The 24,436-nt window shown below is 63.4% G+C and carries 14 protein-coding genes; 10 read left to right on the forward strand and 4 right to left on the reverse strand.

All coding sequences use genetic code 11. The annotated features are described in order from the left end of the window. Positions 1 to 138: 138 nt before the first annotated feature. Together EBBID32_RS07955 and EBBID32_RS07960 are read left to right on the forward strand one after the other, a co-directional pair. Positions 139 to 993, forward strand: a complete 855-nt coding sequence (locus EBBID32_RS07955) for a DUF7146 domain-containing protein (RefSeq protein WP_037489642.1) — start codon at positions 139 to 141, stop codon at positions 991 to 993. Positions 994 to 1,335: 342 nt separating this feature from the next. Beyond that, positions 1,336 to 3,999: an AAA family ATPase gene (locus tag EBBID32_RS07960; protein ID WP_037489645.1), complete on the forward strand. Its 2,664-nt coding sequence runs from the start codon at positions 1,336 to 1,338 to the stop codon at positions 3,997 to 3,999. Between the two features lie 74 nt (positions 4,000 to 4,073). Here EBBID32_RS07960 and EBBID32_RS07965 read toward each other — a convergent pair whose 3' ends face one another. Next, the gene (locus EBBID32_RS07965; protein ID WP_006953697.1) at positions 4,074 to 7,526 is read right to left on the reverse strand and encodes an ATP-binding protein; all 3,453 of its coding nucleotides are present in this window, start codon (positions 7,524 to 7,526) and stop codon (positions 4,074 to 4,076) included. Positions 7,527 to 7,528: 2 nt separating this feature from the next. After that, on the reverse strand, positions 7,529 to 8,782 hold the full coding sequence (locus EBBID32_RS07970; protein WP_006953699.1) for a metallophosphoesterase family protein: 1,254 nt from the start codon (positions 8,780 to 8,782) through the stop codon (positions 7,529 to 7,531). Positions 8,783 to 9,003: 221 nt separating this feature from the next. Here EBBID32_RS07970 and EBBID32_RS07975 point away from each other — a divergent pair, with 221 nt between their 5' ends. Continuing rightward, positions 9,004 to 13,215: a strawberry notch-like NTP hydrolase domain-containing protein gene (locus EBBID32_RS07975; RefSeq protein WP_006953701.1), complete on the forward strand. Its 4,212-nt coding sequence runs from the start codon at positions 9,004 to 9,006 to the stop codon at positions 13,213 to 13,215. Positions 13,216 to 13,592: 377 nt separating this feature from the next. On the opposite strand, the gene EBBID32_RS07980 is transcribed toward EBBID32_RS07975, so the two are convergent. Then, positions 13,593 to 15,089 carry a hypothetical protein gene (locus EBBID32_RS07980; protein ID WP_006953703.1) on the reverse strand — a complete coding sequence of 499 codons (1,497 nt, stop codon included), beginning with the start codon at positions 15,087 to 15,089 and terminating at the stop codon, positions 13,593 to 13,595. A 2-nt stretch (positions 15,090 to 15,091) separates the two neighbouring features. Continuing rightward, positions 15,092 to 17,443 (reverse strand): hypothetical protein, encoded by a 2,352-nt coding sequence (locus EBBID32_RS07985; protein WP_006953705.1) that lies wholly within the window; start codon positions 17,441 to 17,443, stop codon positions 15,092 to 15,094. A gap of 255 nt (positions 17,444 to 17,698) precedes the next feature. Here EBBID32_RS07985 and EBBID32_RS07990 point away from each other — a divergent pair, with 255 nt between their 5' ends. From EBBID32_RS07990 to EBBID32_RS08020, 7 genes are all read left to right on the forward strand, one after another. After that, entirely contained in the window at positions 17,699 to 19,819 is a 2,121-nt protein-coding gene (locus tag EBBID32_RS07990; RefSeq protein ID WP_006953708.1) for a ParB/RepB/Spo0J family partition protein, read from the forward strand. A gap of 87 nt (positions 19,820 to 19,906) precedes the next feature. Next, positions 19,907 to 20,851: an ArdC family protein gene (locus EBBID32_RS07995; RefSeq protein WP_006953710.1), complete on the forward strand. Its 945-nt coding sequence runs from the start codon at positions 19,907 to 19,909 to the stop codon at positions 20,849 to 20,851. Between the two features lie 61 nt (positions 20,852 to 20,912). Next, complete coding sequence (locus tag EBBID32_RS08000) at positions 20,913 to 21,524, forward strand: DUF6927 domain-containing protein (RefSeq protein WP_006953712.1); 612 nt, start codon at positions 20,913 to 20,915, stop codon at positions 21,522 to 21,524. Between the two features lie 38 nt (positions 21,525 to 21,562). Further along, positions 21,563 to 21,769, forward strand: coding sequence for a hypothetical protein (locus EBBID32_RS08005; protein WP_037489648.1), 207 nt, complete (start codon positions 21,563 to 21,565; stop codon positions 21,767 to 21,769). Between the two features lie 101 nt (positions 21,770 to 21,870). After that, on the forward strand, positions 21,871 to 22,317 hold the full coding sequence (locus EBBID32_RS08010) for a hypothetical protein (protein WP_006953716.1): 447 nt from the start codon (positions 21,871 to 21,873) through the stop codon (positions 22,315 to 22,317). Positions 22,318 to 22,371: 54 nt separating this feature from the next. After that, positions 22,372 to 22,878 (forward strand): thermonuclease family protein, encoded by a 507-nt coding sequence (locus EBBID32_RS08015; protein ID WP_006953718.1) that lies wholly within the window; start codon positions 22,372 to 22,374, stop codon positions 22,876 to 22,878. 118 nt (positions 22,879 to 22,996) lie between these two features. Then, positions 22,997 to 24,268: an O-acetylhomoserine aminocarboxypropyltransferase/cysteine synthase family protein gene (locus EBBID32_RS08020; protein WP_006953720.1), complete on the forward strand. Its 1,272-nt coding sequence runs from the start codon at positions 22,997 to 22,999 to the stop codon at positions 24,266 to 24,268. Positions 24,269 to 24,436 lie beyond the last annotated feature (168 nt).

The following is a 24,436-nucleotide window of genomic DNA, read 5'->3' on the forward strand; positions in this document are numbered from 1 at the left end:
AAAAGATAAGCGGCTTTGGCCTCTCTCCATATGGCGTGACCTCTCGGCTCAAGCACGCCCCATTCTTCACGCCTGCGGTTCGTCTTTTGAGAGCGGTAAAGCGGAGAAGGGGGTGAGGGGGTAATCAGGAGCAAGTTCATGCCGCTTACCGCCAACAGACCATCCCAGGAACTTATTGATCTTGTCGGGGCGCTTGGCGGAGCCTGGCACGGGCGCACCGCCATGTGTCTTTGCCCGGCGCATGCCGATCACACACCGAGCCTGTCGATCCGACAGGGTGATCGGGGCCTTCTTGTAACCTGCTTTGCCGGCTGCGATCGCGAAGACGTTCTTCGCGAACTGCGCCGAGTGCCGATCCGGCAGCCGTTTTCGTACCGGGACAGCCCGGCTTCCGGGGCAGGGAATGCCATTCGGCTATGGGAACAGGCATTGCCCCTCGCGGGAACTCTCGCCGAGCGTTACCTGAGACAGCGCGGGCTTGAACCGCCGGCCAGCGATCTCCGCTTCCATCCGCGCTGTCCCTACAAGCCCAAGCCCTGGACAACATATCATCCTGCGCTCATCGTGGCAGTGCGCGAAGGCAGGCGCCTGACTGCCATCCAGCGGATATTCCTCGACCCCGTCACCGGATACTACCGCAAGAAGCTCATGCTCGGACGGCCGGGGCGCGGTGCCTGGCAGGGCGCAGGGCAGGGCGCCACCGTGCTTGCCCTTGCCGAAGGTCTTGAAACGGCGCACGCCTTCACGCTTCTTGAGGGAGTCCCTTGCTGGGCGAGCCTTGGTGCCAGACGCCTCGACCAGATTCTGTTGCCGAACTCCCTGACCAAATTGATCCTCGCCGCGGACAATGATGTCGAAGGCGAATTGGCGGCTGAGCGCGCCGCATTGCGATATGCCAGGCCTGGTCTGGAGATCATGCGTGTGGTGCCGCAGGGCGTCAAAGACTGGGCCAAGGTGCTGGAGGCCAGGCACGGAATTTCTTCAGTTCGTTGACCTGGCTCGGCCCGAGGCTCAGCCAGTCATTTTATCATCCTGGTTTGCCGCTTGAACTCCGGCCAGAGCTACCACTCCCTATTTGGCGTTTATCAAGGCTCCTTTGACACGTCGGCGCATTTTCTTGCGACCGACGGCGCTTGGCCACTTTAGCAGAAGCAGCTGGAACCCAGCCGTCTGAGGCAAACCTTCTTGGAGGTGAGAAGCGGTAAGCGCAGGTTGGCGTTTTTTCAGGCTTTTCTTCGCCCGGTGCTGTGGCGTTCCCTCCGCGACTGAGGCTATTCAGGTCGCGCGACCTCGGTGCGGGTGCGCACGTAATCGTAGAGTATGGGGTTGGTTGGAATGGCAAAAGGATTGGTCGATTGGGCTCTCGAGCAGCCGGCATGGGTCAGCGATTGCCTTCGCCGCATTGCGCTGGCCGCCGACAATCTTCTTGAGGACCAGGAATTCGAGACGATTGCTGCCAGCGTCCGACATGCCGCGGGCGCTGGTCCTGCCCCCGCGGAGAGCCTGCCTATCTCGGCATCGCATATCGGCGCGGGGACTTCGGAGCAAAGACGAACCGTCCTTGCCCAATTGGGGCCAGTCCAACATATCGACCGGCTGGCACCCGAGCAGCGACTGCGAATGGCACCCGAGGGTATCACGCTCGTCTATGGTGAAAATGGCAGCGGCAAGAGTGGCTACACGCGCATTGCCAAGCGTCTATGCCGAAGTCTGTCAGCCGATCAACTGCGCGGCAATGTTTTCGCATCCGGAACAGCCGGGCCGATGCGAGTGGAAGTGCGGTATCGGGTGGGAGACGACGATGTCTCTACTCTCGATTGGGATCCCTCGTCTGCGGCGCCTGCCATTCTCCGTCAGATCTCGGTTTTCGATAGCCACAATGCCCGCCTTTATGTCGATGGCGAGAACCGGATCGCCTACCTGCCGCGCGAACTCGCCATTCTCGAGCATCATGGCGATCTCTGTCAGCGCCTGGGGCAGCGGTTCGGCACCGACGAAAAACAGCTGGCAACCAGAATGAAGGTCCCGTTGCCCGCCGGCTACACACCGGGCACGGCCGCCACCGCCATGTTGGCGAGACTGGACGCGAAGAGCGCTTCGCTGCCCAGCGAGGATGATCTTCGGTCATTGGCGGCATTGACCGAAGAGGAGCAGCAGGAGCTGGTGTCGCTTGCCGCCGAGCTCGCCTCCGATCCTGTGGCCATGGCCGCGGTTTGCCGCCGGGGCGTAACCCTGCTCACCCGCGTCGCCGAAGTGTTCGATTTGCTGGACACCGAACTGTCGCAAGGTGTCGGCGACGCGCTGTGCGAAGCGCGCAAGGAATTCGATGCGGCAGCGCAAGCGGCTCGCCTGTCTGCCAGCGGGGAGTTCGGCGCCGAGCCGATCCCCGGGGTAGGCGGCGATGCCTGGCGGGTTTTGTTTGAAGCCGCGCGGGCTTTCGCGACCAATGGCACTGAACCCCAAAGCGAGCGGCTCCCGGACGCCGAGGGTGATCTTTGCCTGCTCTGCCTCGAGCCGCTATCTCCTTCGGCGGCAATGCGTCTCGCTCGCTTCAACGCATTCGTGCGCAGTGATGCCGCCCGCCGATCCGATGCTGCGCGCGATCGCCTGAAGACGCTCACCGACAAGGTCGCTGCCGCTACGGTGCCGGCCGGCGACGTGGTCGCGGACAGCCTTGCGGCCTATGGTGCGCTCGCCGAGGACAGGGCCACGCTCGTCCAACAGATCACGGACATGATCTCTCAGTTCACAGCGCGTCGCGGCTCGCTGCTCAATAGCGCGCTCCCGTCCGTTGCCGCGCTATCCGCGGCCGAGATCCTGAGCCGGATCAGGAACGAATGTGACCTGCTGGAGGCCGAGGCGGCGGGCCTGCACAGCAGCGCTTCTCATGCCTCCGTCCTCGACGCCAAACGCGCCCGCCTGTCGGAGCTCAAGGACCGCCAGAAACTCGCTCACGATCTGCAGACGGTGCTTCAACGCCGGAGCGATGCGGTCGCGCATAGGGCGCTTGGCAACTGCATTGCGCAGGTAGCAACCCGCGCGATTTCCACGCAGATAACAGCTCTGCGCAAGATGCTGGTGACCGAGGAGTTGCAGAAGCGGATCCTCGAGGAGATCCGCGCCTTCGAACTGTCGCATATTCCCTTCACGGTGTCCGATTCCAGTTCGGGCGGCCAGAGCCTTTTCTCGGTTGGACTGAAGGGTGCGGGCAAGATCAAGACGAACCAGATACTCTCGGAAGGCGAGCAACGCGCACTCGCGCTAGCTTGCTTCCTTGCGGAAATCGGCGGAGACGATGCGCGCTACGGCATTATCGTCGACGATCCGGTGTCGTCACTCGATCACTTGCGCGTGAGGAAGGTCGCCCAACGGCTCGTCGCGGAAGCCGCCAAAGGCCGCCAGGTCATAATTTTCACCCACAACATCGTCTTCTTCAACGAAGTCGTCTCCGAAGCGGCGCGCCTTGGTGGAGCAACGCCCCTCGTGAAATCGATTGTGCGAAAGACGGAGGCCGATGGCTTCGGTGTGATCGAGGAAAACAGCGAGCCTTGGGTCGCGGATCTCAATGCGCGCCTTACGGACCTTCGCACGCGCGTAGGTGAACTTGGCTCGCTGACTGATTTCGATACCGCTGCCTACCGCCGGCTCGCAAAGGACTTTTACTCCGATCTCAGGGAATCCTGGGAGCGTGCGGTGGAGGAGCTCGTCCTCGCCAAGACAGTCGTGCGCTTCGTTCCCGACGTCATGACCGCGCGCTTGAAAGAAGTCAGTGTTACCGACGAGGACTACAAGACCATCCACTTCGCCATGAAACGCGCATCGGAACGCTCAGGTCACGATATGTCGGCGGGGCGTGACATCCCGCAGCCCATGCCAACCGAGATGGCGGCAGACCTCAAGGTTCTCGACGACTTCCGGATCGACTATGCAAAGCGCAGGAAGGCCGTGAGCGCCGTCCGGACGGCTCTTGAGCAACCTGTTCAGGCAGGCCTTATCTAGGCGGCGGCCATCTTAGTGGCATGCAAATGGGGCGGGAATCGTTTTCCGCGCTATCGAGGGGGCAAAGACATCGGTCAGCCAAGGGCACACTCGGAATGGAGTTCTGCGCCGACCACTGAGCGGGCGATGGAGGCAAGATGCGGATGGTGGGTGAAAAACAGCACCTGTGTCGAGCGGGCCAGCTCAGCCAGTACCCTGAAACCCGCTTCGGAACGCTCGTCGTCGAAATTGACGAACAGGTCGTCGGCCAAAAATGGCAGCCTTACTCCAGAGGCGACCGATTGCTCGACCGCAGCAAGGCGAAGCGCCAGAAACAGCTGGTCTGTCGTACCTTCGCTCATCGCGCCGACCTCAACGACCGTTCTCCCATCATCCCGTAGTCCCAGCAGCCGCGGCGTTGCCCCGTCGTTATCGATCTTCAGGTTTACGTAGTGGCCAACCGTCAAGGTACGGAAGAGTTCGCCGGCGCGTAGCAGCATTGGATCCTGATGCTGCTCACGATATTGTTCGATCGCCCACCGCAAGGTGACGGCCTGGGCGCGCTTCAGGATATAATGCTCTGCGAGCACGCTCAATTCTGCACGCGCCTGTGCGGCATCGCTCGCGGCATTGGCTGAAGCCTCGCCTTGCGTCTCAAGGCTGGCGAAAGCCCTGCGGGCGTCGCCATGCGTGCCGGCCGCTACCGCAACTTCGTCATTGAGGCCGGCCAGTTCTTCTGCAAGCGCTTCGCTTCGTGCGGCGAGATTATCGATATCGATGCCGTCCAGCGCGGCGACAAGGTCTTCAAGGCTTTTGCCATCGCCTGCGGAGGTAATGGCAATTTCCGCCTCGGCGACGGCCGTGCGCAGCGCGCGTGCGGCTCGCGAGCGCTCGATCGCCATACCCAGGTCGGCAGCGTCGGCCGAACCAGTTTCCTCCAGGAGAGCCGCCAATGAACCCCACGCTGCTTCCCGGCGGGCGTCTTCCGCCGCGGCTTCGGCATTTCGATTGGCGGCACTTTCTTCCAGTGTCGCAAGCGCCTTGGCGGTCGATCGTGCTGCCGCCAATCGCGCACGCATCAAGTCGAGCGGAGCGGTCCCATCGCTGGCAGAGGTGATGCCCAAAGCGTCGGCGACAACCGCAACCCTCTCATCGTGTTCGCGCGCATCTCGTGCCATCCCGTCGACTCGTGCCTGCAGCTCCGTCTGCGTCGAGATTGCCGCCCGAAGTTCATCAAGAATATCGAGGGTCGTCGTAGCGCCCGTGATGTCGAGATCGATGCCGGTCTCGCTCAACAATCCCCGCCATTCGTTCAGCCAGGCCTCAGTGACCTCTTCGACGCGCCTCCGGCGCTGCTGCAAACTCTCCAGATCCTGATCGATTTGCGTCAGGGCGGCCTCGTTAAGTCGACGCTCCTGGTTGGCTTCCTCGCAGTCTTGACGGATTTTCTCGGCGAAGGTCAGGATCGGCGCCAACTCGCTGCCGCCGGGTGCACCGGGATCGGCATTGAGCTCAGCAGCCAGGACGGCTCGATGCTCATCCCGGCGCTTACACAAGGTTCGAGCCGCATCCGCGGTCTCGAGAACCTCTTGGTGAGCCGCTACCGCCGAATCGCGATCGATCATCCACCCAAGAAATCGGCCAGGCTCCAGGTCCGGATAACCTGCATCCGTGAGCGTTCGGGTCCAGGCCACGCGCATCGCTTCGCGACGCTCTGAGGCGGCGGCCATGCGCATGTCGGCCTGTTCTCCCGCAAGCAGCGCCCTGGCGCGTCGCTGCCCCATATCCGTAAGGCGACTGGATTCGTCAGCCGCGGCGAACCGGAGATCCGATCGATCATCAGCTCCCGCAATGGCAACTTCGAAGGCTGCCACGGCCTCGTCGGCAGAGGGCAATGGGGCAGCGCGCAGTATATGGGCACGCAGGGGTTGCCAGCGATTGTCGCGATCGTTCCGTGCGGCTGCCATGTCCTCGGCGGAAACGGCGGTTCCCGACGACAGATGTTCCATCTCCAAAGCCAGTGCTGCGGCTTCTTCCCGAGCACGTGCTCCCGCGCTTTGCTCACGGCCCATGTCAGCGGTGAGTTCGGACAGGGTAGCCCGTGTTTGGTCGATCTCCTGCGGGGCCAGCCTGGGCAAAGCGAGAAGGGTCTCGGCGTCGCCGCTCCACGGGGCAAGACGCGCAAGTGCCTGTTCCAGCGCGGACGCGGACCGGTCCGCAATTCGTTGCGCCGCTTCGCACCGTCCATCGACATCAGCGCCTAACGCTTTTGCGAGATTGATCGCCGAAGTGAGGGCTGCCAGATCGCGCGCCGCTGTGCTGTTCGCGGCCTTGACTGCGAGCCCGTTGCGTCGCTCGCCCAGTTCGTCCTCACTCTGCTCGATCTGACGCAAGGCGGACTGATTCTCTACGTGGCCGAGGGCGGCTTCACGCAGCTTTGAGCTGACGATGCGTGTGGGTGGAGCAGCCGCGATCGCGCCCGCTTCCTCTCGAAGGCGCCCGATGAGCGTTTCGCCGGAGACCAGGTCCGCGGCCAGGCGTACCATGTCGCGCCGACCCTTTTCGACAGCACCCGCCGACGACACAAGCTCGTCGAGTTCCTCCGAACGGGCGAGGACTAATTGGTCGGGTGTGAGCGCGATCATCTGATTGCGCGCTTCTTGGGCAAGCGTCTCGGCTGCGGCTTTCGCGCGAGAGGCGGCCTGGGCCTCCTGCATCGCAGTCTCTGCGCCGTCCTCGCGCTGCGGGGCGATATCAACCGCATCGGTATAGGCGCCCAGCGCTTCGAGATGTGCCGTGCGGAGGCGAACGGCTGGAGCAGTCCTGCGGGTGCGCTCCACCTGACTGACCTTCGCGAGCACCTCGTCGCGCCGGCGCTGAGTTTCTTCCAGTACAGCTTGAGCATCGGCCACCGCGGCTTTGGCGTCGAGCCATGCCTTGGGTTTCAGCGCTTCGTCGCGCACCGCCCGGCTCTGTGCTTCAAGTTCACGTTGGGCCTGGGTGAAACTGCGCCGAGCGGCAGCCCTTTGCCCCCAGATCGCATCGGCCTCGGCTTCAAGCCGGGTGAGTTCGTCCGAGACACCGGTAAGACCCGAACCTGCGGCGAACAAAGCCCGACCGAGATCGTTGCGTGCATCGACCATTGCCTGGCCACCGGCACGAAGGCCGTCCTGATCGAGGCTGAACGAGAGACCGAACGTTTCCCTGGTCTGTCCCCTCAGCATCGCGAGCAGCTGACCCTCGTCGAGCGGCTGGTCTTGGGCATCGAGAAGGGTGTTGCTCGTGCCCTTCTTGCGGCGGCAGGCCAGGCTGTGACCCTCGTCTTCCAGCAGGGCTCCCACACGCAGAAGCGCATAGTCGAAGACGAAATTGTAAGGAGACCGAGCGGGAAAACCGAACAACAGGTCGGAGACTGCCGCGAGCGACGTGGTTTTTCCGGCTTCATTGGCACCGTAGACGATGTGGAGGTCAGGGCTCCCGGTACGAAACTTGAGTTCGCAGTTCTCGAAACGGCCATAGCGTTCCAGCGATAGGGAGGAAAACCGCATGGTCAGACCTCCTTTGTCAGGCGCGAGCGCAGAGCTTGGGTCGCCATGCCGAGGATCGCTGGCCAGTCGCCCTGGTTTGCATGACATCGCAGGTCGGCGTCATCGGGCTCATCCAGAGCCGTTTGCGCCGCGAGCAGAAAGGGCGCCAGATCGGCCGCGAGCAGATCCGCAAGAGCAGGATCCGCCGGCGCACGTTCGATCAACGCCGCCAGGTCATCCCCGATGACAACCCTGCCGTCGCCAGATGGGGGCGTGACGAGCACTTTCACCTTCTCGATAAAGATATGGGGTGAAACCGACGCCGCTACGGCGCGCGCGGCGTCGCGCAGGTCTGCCGCGCCATCGAAAAACGCACCCGCGTCCGAGGTCGTGCCGATCAGCAACAACCGCACAACCAGTGGCATGCCGCCGGAGTTTGCCTGCCATGTCGTCACCAGCGCTGAGCGCATGCACTCTGATGCCGCGTCCGCCGATATGGCTGAGCAATCGACCTCGACCGAAGCCCAGCGGAGGACATCGAGCTCAATAGCGTCGATCGAGGTGACCTCGCCATCCTCCACCGCGACAATGACGGCCCCTTTCGCCCCGGTCTCCCGGATTGTCCGACCTTGCGTGTTGCCAGGAAAGACCACGTGAGGCTCTTCGCAGACGATCTCGTGCTGATGGACATGACCAAGCGCCCAATAGTCATAGCGCTTGGCCTTGAGATCCTCGAGGCTGCACGGGGCATAGTCCGCATGCCCCTGTCTGCCGGCCAAGGCCGTGTGGAGCACGCCGATATTGAAATGATGGTCGGCCGCTTCCGGATAGGCCAGCACGAGATTGTCAGTCACCGCCGGTGTCGAAAAGCTCTGGCCGTGCACGGCTACCCGCAGGTCCCCAAGCAGGTAAGTCTCGGGTCGGCGGCTGCCGAACAGACGAACATTCGATGGCCATGGAATGTTGCGGGTGATGACGGAGGCGGCATCGTGGTTGCCTGCCAGCAGGAAAACCGGAATGTTCGCCCTGTCGAGCCGGCCCATGGCCCGCGCGAAATAGAGGCCGGTGCTCATATCCTTCCATTCGCCGTCGAACAGGTCGCCGGCGATGACAACGAAATCGACGGCTTCCTCGATTGCCCGCTGCACGAGATTGTCGAACGCCGCCCGCGTCGCGCCCCTGATGTCGTCTTCGGGCAGGCCCTCATACCTCGACAGACCGTGTAACGGGCTATCGAGATGGATGTCTGCAGCGTGCAGAAAACGAAAATCGCTCAATGATACTTCCCTGAAAAACGGCGGCATTGGGCGTTTGCGCGGCCGCATTTGCGCCATGATGCAGCATGAGCACGTTTCCGACAATATAACCGATGGGACTTAGGCTTGCCCGCCTTCCGGTTGGCTGTGGTCCAACAGCTGGGCGGTCGCAGAGCCGAGAAAGGGAAGGGGGATCGAAGGACTGATGCTGCCGATGGGGCAGCAAGTCCGGAGACCCCACCATGTCCGACCTCTTCGATATCGCCGTCACGGCTGGCCGACGCGCGGCCACGATACTTGTCGACTGCTTGCGTACCTGCGACCCGATCACCCGCGCGGACCTCAACATGGCAATGGTGGAAGGCTATGGCGGAACTGATGCCGATGGTCTCTGGACCCAGCGCGAGAGCTTCGAGATCCTCGAACACGCGCTTGCGCACCACCTTCAGTTCGGACCCTATCCGCTCCGCTCGCTGGACGATGTCGCGGGGGCGTGTGACCTGCTCGACCGGCTGCCGACTCAGACGGTACGCAGCGAGGACCAGATCGAATGGCAGCAATTCTCGACGCCAGTGGACCTCGCAGCCGTCGCGGTCCTGCTTGCGAATGTCCAGAACGATGACATCATTCTTGAGCCGAGCGCTGGCAACGGCCTCCTTGTAGCGCAATGCCGCGACTTCTCGGAGCTCCAGCTCAACGAATATACTCCTGACCGCCGTGCGCGGCTCGCGGACGTGTTCCCTGATGCCGTCGTCACCGGACATGACGGCGCCACGATCAACTCGACCCTGGCCGACGCGCCGCGCCCCAGCCTGATCCTCATGAATCCGCCCTTTTCGCGCTCGGTCGGTCTCGGCGCGGATGCGCATGCCGCAGTTCGCCATTTGCAGGCCGCGCTACGACGACTTCAGACCGGCGGACGGCTCGTGGCGATCATGCCCGACTGGTTCGGGCCCAATGCGCGGATGCGCGATCTCTTCGAGACGACGCTGCGCGACGTCAGCGTGCGCACCTCGGTGCGTCTCGAGAAGTGCTATCTCAAGCACGGCACGTCGATCGCGGTCCGGCTCTTCGTCATCGACAAGGTGGCGGGCACGGCCATTCCCGCGACGATCCAGCGCAGCTCCATCCGCGAGCTCATCGGTGCGCTCACGATCCACGAACGAGGATCTCTTGGCGCGCCTGCGGCGCCTGCGCCCAGGCGGTCGAGCAGCCCCTCGTTGTTCCGCGCGATGAAAAGTAGCCGCGCGCAGCCGCGTCCGTACCACGCTCCGGTACGCAACAACGTGCTACCGGTCGACTACACGCCCCTCGACACCCCGGCACCGCTGCTCGAACAGGTTGGTGTCTATCTCCCTTATCGTCCGAGCCGCATCGCCTTCGATGCCGCTGGCGACCACCCGACCGCACTTGTCGAATCCGTGGCGATGGGGTCCATCGCCGCGCCGGTCCCAGGCTACGTGCCGAACCTTCCCGAGCGGACGGTTTCCGACCGGCTCCTTTCGGCCTCCCAACTCGAGACCGTCGTCTATGCCGGCCATGCCTGGGACCAGTTCCTACCGGGACGCTTCAGGGCCGCCAAGGAAGGCGTCGGGCTCGAGGAGGCCGAGGACGGCCGCGCCTATCGCAAGGGCTATTTCCTCGGAGACGGGACCGGGGCGGGGAAGGGCCGCCAGGTCGCGGCCTGCATCCTCGACAGCTGGCTTGCCGGACGCCGGCGCAACATCTGGATATCAAAGAACGAAGCGCTGCTCGAAGATGCGCGCCGCGACTGGACCGCGCTCGGCGGTCTTGCGGCCGACATCCAACCCTTGGCCAACTGGAAGATCGATCAGGCGATCCCGCTTGAACAGGGTGTGCTCTTCATCACCTACCCGACGCTCCGTTCGGCTCGCGGTGACAATAGCCGCCTGCAGCAGGTCATAGACTGGGCGGGTGAGGACTTCGAAGGCGTGATCGGGTTCGACGAAGCCCATGAAATGGGCGGCGTTACCGGCGGCGAAGGCGCTCTCGGCAAGAAGGAGGGATCGCAGCAGGGCATTTGCGGCGTGCTGCTGCAGAACCACCTTCCAGATGCGCGTGTCCTCTACGCTTCGGCCACCGGCGCGTCCGACGTCAACAATCTCGCCTATGCTGTTCGGCTGGGCCTATGGGGTCCGGAAACGGCTTTCAGCAATCGCGAGCAATTCATCTCCGGCATCCGCAAGGGCGGTATTGCCGCGATGGAACTGGTCGCGCGCGATTTGAAGGCGCTCGGCCTCTACACGGCGCGCGCGCTCAGTTTCGCCGGGGTCGAATATGAGATTCTGCGCCACGAGCTTAACCCCGAGCAGATCGCGATCTATGACGCTTATGCTGATGCCTGGGGCATCATCCACCGTAACATGGAACAGGCCCTCGAACTGACGGCCGTGGTCGACGGGCTCGAGAACGCGACGCTCAACAGCGGCGCCAAGGCATCGGCACGCTCGCGCCTCGAATCCACCAAGCAGCGCTTCTTCGGGCAGCTCCTCCTCAGCATGAAGCTGCCGACCGTGATCGCGGCGGTGAAGGGGCACCTCGCGGCCGGCCAGTCGGTCGTGCTCCAGCTGGTGACGACCGCGGAATCGATCCTCGATCGGCGGCTTGGTGATCTCTCGCCCGACGAGCGCGCCAACCTCGAAATCGACCTCAGCCCCCGCGAATATATCATCGATTATCTCGAGCGCGCTTTCCCGACCCGGCAGATGCGCGTCTTCAAGGATGACACCGGAACGCCGCGATCGTTGCCGATGGTCGGTGACGATGGCCATCCGGTCTACAATCCCGAAGCGCAGGCGGCCCGGGATGCGCTGATCGAGAAGCTCTGCGCCATGCCGCCGATCATGTCGGCGCTCGACGCGCTGCTCGAGCATTTCGGGCACGACGACGTCGCCGAGGTCACCGGGCGCACCAAGCGGCTCATCACTGCGAGCGATGGCCGGCAGAAGCTGGAGAGCCGGTCGGCCCGCACGAGCCAGGCCGAGGCCGCGGCGTTCATGGCGGGCAAGAAGCGCATGCTCGTCTTCTCCGACGCCGGCGGCACCGGCCGCAGCTATCATGCCTCGCTCGACGTCGCGAACCAGGAGCAGCGCGTGCATCTGCTGCTCGAGCCGGGCTGGCGCGCCGATCGCGCGATCCAGGGGCTTGGCCGCACGCACCGCACGCATCAGGCGACCACGCCGCTGTTCCGGCCGGTGACCACCGACTGCAAAGGCGAGCTGCGCTTCACCAGTACGATCGCCCGGCGGCTCGACAGCCTTGGCGCGCTCACGCGCGGCCAGCGCCAGACGGGTGGGCAGGGCCTTTTCGATCCCGCCGACAATCTCGAAAGCGAATATGCCTGTGCCGCGCTTCTCTCCTGGTTCGATCTGCTGGCAGCTGGCAAGCTCTCGAGCACCACGCTCGACGATTTCCAGCATCGCACCGGACTCGAACTGGTCGACAAGGATGGCGTCCTCAAGGACGAGATGCCGCCGATCCAGCGTTGGCTCAATCGCATCCTCGCCTTGCCGATCGCGCTCCAGAACAGCATCTTTGACGAGTTCCTTGCGCTCATCGAAACCCGGGTCTCGGCCGCGCGCGAAGCAGGGCGTCTTGATGTCGGTGTCGAGACGATCCTTGTCGACAAGGCGGCGCTGATCGATGACGTGGTGCTGCGTACGGACGCGCGCACCGGCGCCACCTCGCACCTCCTCACCATCGAGATCGCGCGCCGCCGCAATCCCGTTTCGCTCGAGCGCATCCTGCGCATTGCCGATGGCGACGGGAGTGCAGCCTTCATGATCAACCGCAAGTCGGGCAAGGCCGCGCTACGGACGCGGGCACGCTCGCTCATGGAGGAGAAGGAGGGCACGCCGATTCCGCGCGTCGAGATGATGCGGCCCACACGCAACGAATATATGCGTGAGGACGATCTCTACGAATCCTCCTGGGAGGAGGTCGACCGCGATGCGTTCAGCGCCGAATGGTCGGCGGAAGTCGAGCTCGCACGGCAGACCGTCGATAGTGAAACGATCCGGCTGGCGACCGGCTTGCTCCTGCCGATCTGGTCGGCGCTGCCGAGCGATCACATGGCGGTCAACCGCATCGTCGACGGGGAAGGGCACTCCTGGCTTGGCCGCCTCGTGTTCGACGATCATGTTTCCCAGCTCTTCACCAAGCTCGGGATCGATCGCTCCGAAACACTTCCGCCTGATGCCGTCGCCAAGGCGGTTTCCGCGGGGCGCAGCGTCGACGTCTCGCAACCGTTCCCGCTCACCATCAAGCGCTCCGTCGTCAACGGTTCGTCACGGATCGAGCTTGTAGGCTACCCGCACGACCAACTGGCCTGGCTGAAATCGCTCGGATGCTTCACCGAAGTGATCCAGTATCGTACCCGCGTGTTCGTTCCGATGGCATCTTCGGAGGCGGTTCTTGGCCAGATCCTAGCGTAGCGCGTAAAATGGCTGAAATCGCCTGGCTCGATGCCGCCGACGGCATTCAACTCGCGTCAGAAATCCAAGATCGTCATCTCAGGGGGCCGTCATGTTTGCCGTGGAGGAGGTGTCTTCGGCTGTTTGGCCATGACCCAGCCAAAAAAGGAGCCTGCTCGGAATGATAGCCAAGCAGGATACCAAGGATGGAGGCCGATCAGGTCGAGCGACTCGATAGCCCCCCGGGTCGCACCGCGATCCTATCACAGGCGATCGAAAATCCTTGCAGGAAGGCGACATGGAAGAACAAAACAGTATGCACGCTCCACCACCACTCATAGCGGAAGATCGCTCCTGTACGGAGCCAAGTGCGAAACCCCTATCCAGGGCTGCGTAGCCTAGAGCTTTCGGCATTCGACGAGCAGACTGATGGCCGTGTCCAAGCGATCAGGCGTAGGTTCCGGCGGATTGCCCTGCCGCGTCGTGCCGGGAGTCAGGGTCCAGCCGCCTTCATCCATCACGATGCGCAGCCGCAGGATGGACTTTCCCCGGTTTCGCGCATCCGCGAGACCGCGTCCGACCGACCAATAGGCGTGCTGGGCCATGATCCAGATCTCGAACATCCTGGCAAGAAAGCCCGCTGGCGAAAGCTCTCGCCAACTCTCCGCCTCCTTCCTGGCCCTGCTGAGCGGCATGCGATCGGCATTCTCGAACGGATGCGGCTGGCTGGGCGCCTCGCGAAGACAAAGCGCCAGGGCAGCGACGATGGCGGCGGGAAGTTGGTCCTGGTCGCGCAGCGCGGCTTGCAGCGAGCGAAGGCGCTCGACCGGGTTGGCGGTGTCGGCTGATCCGAGGATCCAGCCGTCGACGGTCTCGGGCAGCTGGCTTTCGTTCAAGGCGGCGAGAAACGCCTCCGCCAACTGTGCCGTTGACAGCGGTCCCGGCAGGAGCCGGCCTATCGTCCAGTAGAACAGGCCCTCGAGTGCGAGCCGGAAAAGCTGGCGGATCTGCACCGCGCGCCATTCGCCCGCTGCAGCCGGCCTGTCGTCTGGCCTGTCCCATGCTTCGCTTCGGTCCGCCATCCGAACCCTGATATCTTCGTATGTAGCCTCTTCGTCGGCGAGGTCTGCAAAGGCCGCCTGGATCAACGCAACGCCCTTCTGGCGTGCGAGTGCAGCGCGCTCGCCGCCCAGGCGGCCGAACATGGCCTTGGCTTCGGCGGCCTGTGGTTTCTCCAGGTCCCAGAGTTTCCCCCAGCGTTCAGCGTCCGCGCGCTTGACCGTAACGCTGCCGAAGCGGTTGAATGCATCGTGGTCCAACTCGTTCTCGAAGCGCTTTTGGAAGGTATCGAGTACGCCATCGAGTGACGGATCAGGTTGAAAGATGCCGGCGGCTCCCTCGACGGGGATCAACCAGCCCATGGTGCGCAGGCTTGGCCCATAGTTCAGCGGTGATATCAAGCCGGTCGAATAGCGCCGCATATTGCGCCGCGTTTCCCATTCCGCTCCGCTAAAACGGTATTGGGGGGCATCGAGCAGGGCGCGCATCGCCTGGGCACCCGGGAGGCCGGCCCGCTGATCGATGAGGAACTGAGACCACGCATAGATCGCCTCGATCCGATCGACGAAATCCCGCATCTCTTCAGGCGACGCCGCCTTCCGCTTGCCGTCCTCAAGGACATGCCGCACCCGCCGCCAGGCCCAGGCCATGAGCGTGTAGGGCCGAATATGGTTGGCGACATTGTTGAGGTCGGGCAGCACCCGGTCCATCAGGCCGAAATTGATCTGCCTCAGGCCGAGGGGGTCCACTCCGCCAAAGCCGACCTTGCTCCTGTCGATCTGCCGGGGTTCGGCGGCATCGCGGGCAAGCGCGAGGAGTTCGTTCAAGTCCGCCATAGTCAGCAATCCCGATTGAGAAGGATCCGGCCGCAGCAGGTGGTGAGCCCCCGCAAGCGCAGGTCTTCTCCCGACGCGAGAGGCAGCCGCATGTTGCAGCGCGGGCAGGACGGCCGAAAGCTGTCGAGCAGGATCAGCTTGCCGAATGAAGGTGGATCGCCGAGCGCCCGTTCGAGCTGCGGCCAGAATTGCGATGCGGCGAGGCTGTCGAACCCCTTACGAGGGCCACGGCCTTCGCCCGCCGCGATATAGGTGCTAATCTGCTCGCCCATCGTGCGCGCCGCCAGCATCCTGGCAAGGAAATCATCAAGATCGATTTCGGGGCCCAGCAAGGCCATGAAGGCCGGAATGACAGCCGGCGCAGCGGACAGCGATGCAGGATCGATCCCGCGCCGCAGAAAGTAGCGGCGCGCCCTGATCGCATTTTCGTCGCGTCGATCGGCGGCATGATGCAGGAGAATGGACGCGACAGCGAGGTCGCTCTCGGGTCCGTCGAGCGTGCCGACCTGCGGCAGCACCTTGTCGAGCCAGAGCTGTACCTTCGCTGGCGCCGGCCGGATCCGGTCGGCGAGAAAATGCGATAGCGAGAGCGCCATGAGCGCGTTGCGGCCCTTGGCTTCGGGCGAGAGCATGGCGGCCAGAAGCTCGTCGAAGAGCTGCAGCGACCGCTGGTTTGCTGCCTCCTCGGAGCGCGCGCGCTTTTCGCGGTCCTTTTCGTCCTCATCATCGTCATCGTCGGTTTCACCCCCACCGCCCCATGGCCCGCGCGACTGCGTGAAGGCGGCGCGGATCAGGGCCATTGCGTGCCGCCAGACAGATGAGGCTTCGCCGCGCGCGGCGAAGCCTCCGGCATGGTCGCTCATGCTCGCCGCCTTGAGATCCGCAAGCGTTACCAGACCTCCGGCCGCTTCGGAGCGATCAGCCTCGCTGCCACCACCGATCGTCAGGGAGGCTGGCATCCGGCTCGGGTCTTCGCGAAACCACGCCAGGATGGCCGCGACATCGGTCGGCGTCTCCGTACCGGCGAGCATCGCCATCAGACGCGGCGCAATCGAACCCGTGCGACGAATGAGTTCGAGCGCGGCCGCTATGGAGACAAACCCCTCCCAGCGCTTGCCATCCTGCTCAAGCCCGAGGATCAGGCGGCCGTTCTCCCAACTTTCGAACTCGATGCCTGGTGCCGGGAGCAGGAAGGTTCCGTCAGCGGCGATCTGCACTCGGCCCAGCGCGTGGGACGCACGCGGTGTTCGCAGGAAGGCTTCCGCCTGGCCGGCAAGGCGCGGTGCTAGCGCCCGGCCCCTTATCGTCTCGCCTTCGAGCGAGGCGCTCAGGATGCCGACGGGCGGCAAAGAGGTGCCCGCCTCGTTGATTTCGTCGATCGCCAGACGAGCGGGGGGTGTGCCGTTGGTCGTGACCCAGTAGGATTTACTGCCGCGCTGAATGCGTAGAACGCCGGCTTCGACGTTTCGTCCGAACAGTCCGGCATGCGTGACATTGGCGCTGCCGCTCAGCACGAGCCTCCCCTTGCGGCAAACGAGCTCGATCGACTTGGCGTGGAGGAGCCGGTCATCATGTCCGAATGCGTCCGCCGCGTTGACCGCTTTCCACCTCGCCCCACCTTCGAACGGCCAGGCATTCGATCCGTTACCGCGAACCGTTCCTGCCGGATGAGCGTGTAGATCGGCCCGGTCGAGCGCCAGCAGCTTGGCCAAGGCTTCGAGCCCTTCAGCGCGCAGGTCATAATAAGGCGAGACGGCGGTCATTCGCGTCGCGCCGCCAAGTTCTTCGGCATAGAGCGCCAGTTGCTCTGCGATCGCTCCATCGAGGCTGTGCAGCAGATGGATGTTGCCCGGCCGGTCGTGTCCGTGTGCCGATCGCCGCAGGGACGCGGCGGTGGCCTCGCACGCTTGTCCCGCGGTCGTGATGGCCTGGCCCGAATGTGCCAGCTGGTCGAAGAAGCCAGCGGCATCGTCGAAGGCATCCGCTGCGAAGCTCGGATGCAGGTGTTCGACCAGTTCGAGGTTGCCGCCCCAGCCGGCAAAAGTCAGATTTCCGGAACCCACGAGCAGATGGGCATCATCCTCGGCAAACAATGCGCCCACCTTCGCGTGGAAGACGCCGTGGTTTCCGCAGGCGACTGGCTCGATCTCGTAGTCACGTCCGACCCTGCGCGCACCTTCTTCGCTCAGACCTGCACGAACGCCTTCGGGATCGGCCAGGATGAGGGCGTTGCGGCCGCCGCCTCGAAGCAGGGCGTCAAGCAACACGGCCTCGAAGAAGGACAGCGAGAGCGCATAGGTCGTAAACACCGCCCGCTTCCAGGGTGCGGCCGAGATCAAGTCGAGCGGATTCACATGGCCCCCTATCCCGCACGAGCTTAGCCAACCGCCAGTTCACCGAAAGTAAAAAAGACTGAAAATTCCGGATGATTCATCTCTTTCACGGATCCCATTGACTGCAATTCGAACTGACACGTTCGCCCCCATGGACTTGCGAACCTCCGGCTGCCTCAAGGGCGCGGTGTTCGGCACGAGACCCGAACTCAGGAAAGGGAAGGGGGAGCAGGGCTGGTGTCCGGGCTGGTCCGGACGCCAGATGGAGTTCTTCCAATGACCACTTCCGTCAAGCTTGCGAAACTCACGCTTTCGCCGATCAATGTCCGCAAGCGGCCCGATGACCTGCTTGAGATTCCGCAGATGGCCGCTGACCTTGAAGCGCGCGGCGTTCTCCAGAACCTTCTCGTCACGCCCGTCAAGAAACCGCGTGGAACCTTCGAGGTGTTCGACGGCGGCCGCCGCCTGCGCGGGCTCATGCTGCTCGCCGAACGCGGCGTGATCGACCCCGAGAGCTACGACGTTCCCGTGAAAGTCCTGGTCGGCGATGAGGCGACCCTCTCCGAGACCTCGACTGCGGCGAACTTTCATCAGCTCAAGATGACGCCGGCCGAAGAATGCCGCGCCTTCCAGTATTTCATCGGGCTCAATGGCGACATCGACGGTGTCGCCAAGCGCTTCGGCCTCACGCGCCGCTTCGTCGAGGGCCGCCTGCGACTCGCGACTCTGGCCGAGCCGATCTTCGAGGCGCTGAGTGAAGGGACGATCACGCTCGACGTCGCCAAGGCCTACGCTTCGACCGAAAATCACGAGAAACAGCTTCTCGTCTGGAACAACTACGGCGCGAGCTATTCGAATGCCGATACGATCCGCCGCGTCATCGCCAACGAGACGATGAAGTCGAACGATCCTGTCGCCATCCTGGTCGGCGAGGACCGCTATGCCGAAGCCGGCGGCAAGGTCGACCGCGACCTCTTCAGCGACAGCGGCGACAAGTGGGTCAATCCTGAGATCGCGCAGCGTCTCGCCGCCGATATCATGGAGGCGGAGGCCAAGCGGGTGGGCGAAGAGCTCGGTCTTGCGTGGATCCGCCCGATCGCATCCAACTACACCCACAGCGCCGCCGCGGGTCTCTACCGTGTCATCCTGCCGGCGCCCGACCTCACCGAGGAGCAGCAGGCCCGCCTCGAGACGATCACGCAGCGCCAGGAAGGCATCGCCGAGGAAATGGACGACGAGTCCATCAGCGAAGAAACCTACAAGGCGCTCGACCAGGAATATGACGCACTCTCCGAAGAAGAAAACGCGATCCACAACGTTGCGCCGGTGCTGCCCGACGAGCTGAAGCCCCAGGTCGGGGCCTTCCTCAAGCTCACGCCGAAGGGCGAGATGGTGCTCGACACCGAATATTACAGCGAAGAGCCGGTTCGCGTTGGCGGCACGGACGATGAAGCTGGTGACGGCGAGGACGATGCCGCAGCAGGCCGCCCGGGTGGAACCGGCCGGGACTATACCCCGCCGCCGCCGCTTCCCGAGGCGGTTGCTCCGGGTGGCAAGCCGCTCAGCGCTCGCCTCTACGACGAGCTTGCCATGCAGCGGCGCGATGTCCTGGCGGCGACGCTGCTCAGCCATCCTGCGCTTGCGCTCGATTATGCGCTGTTCGTCATGATTGACGACCGCATGAGCAGCTTCAGTGCCTATGGCTCGACCATCCGGGCGCGCTCTCCGCAGGATCCGGTGACGGGCGAACAGCCGGTGACGCGGGCCCGGGGATATCTCGCCGAGGCCCATGACGGCCTCGATGCGAGCTGGACCGAGCACAAGTCGGAGGTCGACCGGTTCGAAGCGTTCCGGGCGCTCGATGACGACGGCAAGGCGGCCTGGCTCGCCTATATCGTCGCGATGTCGCTCGAGGCGAAGCCCAGCTACCGCGCCGAGCAGTGCCCGTTGCACAACCGGCTCGCGACGATCATGGAGGTCGATGTCGCGGGCTGGTGGCGTCCGACTTCGGAGAATTTCTTCGACCGGATCAGCAAGGGCTCGATCCTGACGCTGCTCGCCGATGTCGGCGGGGCGGCGCTCACGGCGCGTCACGCGACGATGAAGAAGTCGGAGATCTCGGAATCCTGCGCCAAGCTGTTTGCCGGGGAAGCCATCGTCGAGCCCGAGGTTCGCGATGCAGCGCTTACCTGGGTGCCCGACGCGATGAAGTTCCTCGACCGGACCGACCCTGGCGATGCAGTGGCCGATGAAAGCGACTCCCAGGAACAACAGCCGGGTAACGCGGAAACTCTCGCGGACGGCGGCACCGGTGCCGGTGAGATGGCAGAGGGCATCGCCGCGAACGAGGCCGAGCCCGAACCGCAGGCCGGAGATCAGGACGCTTTGGCCGCCTGACGCTCAAGCCTCCTGGATGACTGGCCGCCGGCGCGCATCACGCATGCCGGCGGCTCCTTTTCCCTTTGCGCTCGGGAGCCCCCCGTCATGCCCGTTTCACGAAAGTCTAGCCGCGATGTCGCTGCGGAAATCACGGACCTCATCATCCGGAAGCTCGAGGAAGGCGTCCCGCCCTGGTCGCGGCCGTGGCGGTGCAGCGGCGCAGGCGGACGGCCGCTACGCCATTGCGGAACGCCGTACACGGGCATCAATACGCTCTATCTCTGGGCGCTCGGTGACGCGCAGGGCTACCGTTCGCGTTTCTGGATGACCTATCGCCAGGCCGAGGCGCTGGGCGGTAACGTCCGGCGCGGCGAAACCGGAGCGATCTCGGTCTATTATTCTTCGTTCAAGAAACGCGAGGAGCACCCGGAAACCGGAAAGGAAGTCGAGAAGAACATCCGCTTCCTTCGCCACTATATTGTCTTCAATGCCGACCAGATCGATGCGCTTCCGGCCTATTTCTACGCGCCGGAGGAGCCGGAAATACCGGTGGCGCCCTCCACGCGGCAGGCCGCAATGGATGCCTTCTTTACCGCGATCCCGGCCGATGTTCGGCACGGAGGCAACCAAGCCTATTTCACGCCGACCTTCGACCATATCCAGATGCCGAACCGAACCTCGTTTCGCAGCATGGATCATTACGCGTCGACCCGCTGCCACGAGACCGTCCACTGGTCGGGGCATCCCGCTCGGCTGGCGCGCACCTTCGGCAAACGGTTCGGCGACAAGGCCTACGCATTCGAGGAACTTGTGGCCGAAATCGGTGCCGGACTGTGCTGCGCCGATCTTGATCTCCCCAATGTCCTGCATGACAGCCACGCTAGCTATGTCGGGCATTGGCTCGAGATCCTGCGCGGCGACAAGACGGCGATCATCCACGCCGCGGCCAAGGCCGAACAGGCGTTCGTCTACCTGAAGAGCTTCGTCAGTGCGGACGCGAATGCGGCCAGCTGTGACGAAGCCGAGCCTGCACTGGCACACGCAGCCTGACGCTCTCGTTTCCATCGGACTCTCCGATGGCGCAATTCCACAATCAGAAAGGACCGCCACCATGGGATGGCTCTTCATGCCCTTTACGTCGATGGGGGGGCACGCCTCCGCCAAATCCTATCTCGACGCGCAGCTCACCTATGAAAACACGATCGAGGACGATACCAAGCGCGGCCTCAGGGTTCTTGCCTCGTCCTGCCCGGGTAACCGGACCTACTATGCCGCGGTCCAGGAGATGGCGGACGGCGTTCCGGGCAGCGTCTTCGCCGTGGTGTGCCTTGTGCGCTGGAACCCGCGCTCACGCGACGGCCACCAGTTCGGCTACAAGGACATGACGGAAAATGCAGGTCCGTGCGAAGCTGATTGTCCCGCCATGATCCTCGATCTGCTGACCCCGACCGACCACCAGTACGCGCGCGACTGGCGTGCGCGGTGCCGGGCAAACCTTGCGCGCCGCGCACGCAAACTGTCGGATGGCGATCGCATCCGGCTTCCCGAGCCAATGACCTTCACGGACGGAAACGTCGCTCAGGAATTTATCGTCTGCCGACGCGGACGGAGCCTGGTGCTTCGCGATCCCGAGAATGGCGGCTTCTACCGGATCAACCGCCTCATGGAGCGAGCCTGGTCGATCGTGCCGGTCACCAGAGTCCACAAGACGGTCTTCGCCTGATCGCCAGACCCTTTCGCCGCGATGAAGTGGACCACGTGATGACAATCGCCACCGACAGGGAGCGCCTGTCTCCCAAACGCCAACTGCTCTGCAGCCGCGAGAACGCGCTGCGGGTCGCCCGCCGGATCTTCGATCATTCTCCGGGCAGGGTGAGCATCCTGCACACGGCCGATCCGCTGCAACCTTTCCGTGTTTCGACGGACCCGGCATCGCCCGGCCTGATCGTCCTCGAAATGGTCGCTTGATGCCGCATTCCGGCCATCCGGGATCGGTGTGAACCTGATCTCCGGCAAGCAATAGAGACGGGTGGGCGAGCCTTGATCCCTCGAACTGGAAGGAAGCAACCATGGCCACCGGCTATTACATCACTGCGCGCGTTTCGAAATTTCCGCTCGACTATGCGGTAAGCAGTGAAGAAGCACAGGCATTGCTGAAGCACCACCAAGCTGTCCATCCCGATGCTACCATCGAGCCGATGGATAGCTATTTCGAACGGTCGCGGGCCGAGACGCTGACGCTATTCCCCCTCAGCCGGATCACGCGGCGCTTTTATGAGGCGATGCTGGGCGTTCTCCCACCGCAATATATGAGCGGAGTTGCGGGCTTCTTTCTCTCCGAAGCGGTGACCGAGAGGATCCACGCCCAGTTCATAGAGTATAATGGCCGCACCTACGGAGGTTATGCGGACCTTGCGCGCGAAACGCGCAGGATCTGGACCATCGCTGACATCGTCGCGCTCGAAAGTCAGGCCGGCGATTACACGCCGACCCTCGACTGGTTTCCCGCCGACTGATCCTTGCTTGCCCACCCGATGGCAATGAGCGGCGTCCTTTGTCATAGGTATGGCATGTACCGCGCCCCGTTCCTCATTCTGCTTCTCTGCGCATGCGACGTCCAGGGCGCTGCCGCCAGCGATCCGACTTTCACGGCGACTGCACGGGCGCTCGATGGCGACACGATCGCAGCCGATTTCCGGCTGCTTGGCGCCGATGCCTTCGAGCGCCGTCAGCTCTGCGAACGTGCGGGCTCCTGCTGGGAATGCGGCAAGGCCGCTCAGGATCTTGCCGCGCGAACCCTGCGCGCCGGCGACGCGCAAATCCATCTGTCGCCAAAGGCGAGCTATGGTCGGCCGGTGGCGAGCGTGACGGTCAATGGCCGCGATCTTGGCGAGATTATGATCGCGGCGGGCCTGGCCATTCCGCAGCCTCAATTCCTGAAAGCCGAACCGCAGCGCGCGGACCGCTATGCACGGGCGTTATCTGGTGCGCAAAGCAGGCGGGCAGGCGCTTTCGCGGGAAACTGGATCGACCCAGGCAGATGGCGGCGCGGTGAACGGCTGGCATGCGAACGTTGAACGAACATATCTTGAGCCATTGCCCTCGGAGTTCGATCGCATAGTCTGGCCAAACGTCAGCTGAAGCATCCATCCCGCTATCCGCCGCCGAACAACGGCGACTTGTGAAGGAGTGAACATGAAACTGGAATCCATCGCCTTGCATCACGGGTACTCGGCCGAACCCACCACGCACGCCGCTGCGGTTCCGATCTATCAGACCACGTCCTACACCTTCGACGACACCCAGCACGGAGCCGATCTCTTCGACCTCAAGGTTCCCGGCAACATCTACACGCGCATCATGAATCCCACGACAGCGGTCCTCGAAGCGCGGCTGGCCGAAATGGAAGGTGGCATCGGAGCGCTCGGCCTTGCATCCGGCATGGCGGCGATCACCTACGCGATCCAGACCATCGCGGGCGCCGGGGACAATATCGTCTCGATCTCGCAGCTCTACGGCGGCACCTACAACCTGTTCGTGCATGCTTTCCCGCGCCAGGGCATCGAAGCCCGGCTCGTCGCCTTCGACGACTATGCCGCGCTGGAAGCCTCGATCGATGCCCGGACCAAGGCCGTGTTCCTGGAATCCATTGGCAATCCCGCCGGCAACATCGTCGACATCGAGAAGATCGCACAGATCGCCCATCGACACGGCGTGCCGGTGATTGTCGATAACACCGTTGCCACGCCTTATCTTTGCCGGCCATTCGAATTCGGGGCGGATATCGTCGTCCATTCGCTCACCAAGTACATCGGTGGACACGGCACGACGATCGGAGGCGTGATCGTCGACAGCGGTCGTTTCGACTGGTCTGCGAACAAGGAGCGCTTCGCGATCCTCAATGAGCCCGATCCTTCGTATCACGGCGTCGTTTATACAGAGGCGCTTGGCGCCGCCGCCTATATCGGCCGCGCCCGCGTCGCTCCTCTGCGCAACACGGGCGCTGCCCTCGCGCCCCACAGCGCGTTCCTCATTCTCCAGGGCCTTGAGACGCTGGGCCTTCGCATGGACCGCCACTGCGAGAACGCACTGAAGGTGGCAGATCATCTGCAGCGCCATCCCAAGGTGAGCTGGGTGAGCTATGCAGGCCTTCCCGACAGCAAATATCATGCACTTGCCAAGAAAATCACCCGGGGCATGGCTTCCGGCATTCTCAGCTTTGGCATCACGGGCGGCAAGGAGGCAGGAGAGCGATTCATCGACGCACTCCAGATGATCCTGCGCCTCGTCAACATCGGCGACGCGAAGTCGCTCGCCTGTCATCCGGCGTCGACCACCCACCGCCAGCTCAGCGCTGACGAACTGGCCACTGCCGGTGTCTCCGAGGATCTCGTGCGCATATCGGTCGGTATCGAGCATATCGACGACATCGTTGCAGATATCGATCAAGCATTGGCGAAAGCCTGATGATGTCTGAGGCCGACTTGGTTGCCGATCCAGCGAAAGCTGCTCCGCAGCAGCTGTTTCGAGGGCTGTCTGAGCTCGCGTGATTTCGAGCCGAAACATCTGGCACCCTGGAAAACACGGTAAATATAAGAATAACCTGGAGTCGTTCCGTTTCAATCAGAACCGAAA

Source organism: Sphingobium indicum BiD32, assembly GCF_000382885.1.
GTDB lineage: Bacteria > Pseudomonadota > Alphaproteobacteria > Sphingomonadales > Sphingomonadaceae > Sphingobium > Sphingobium japonicum_C.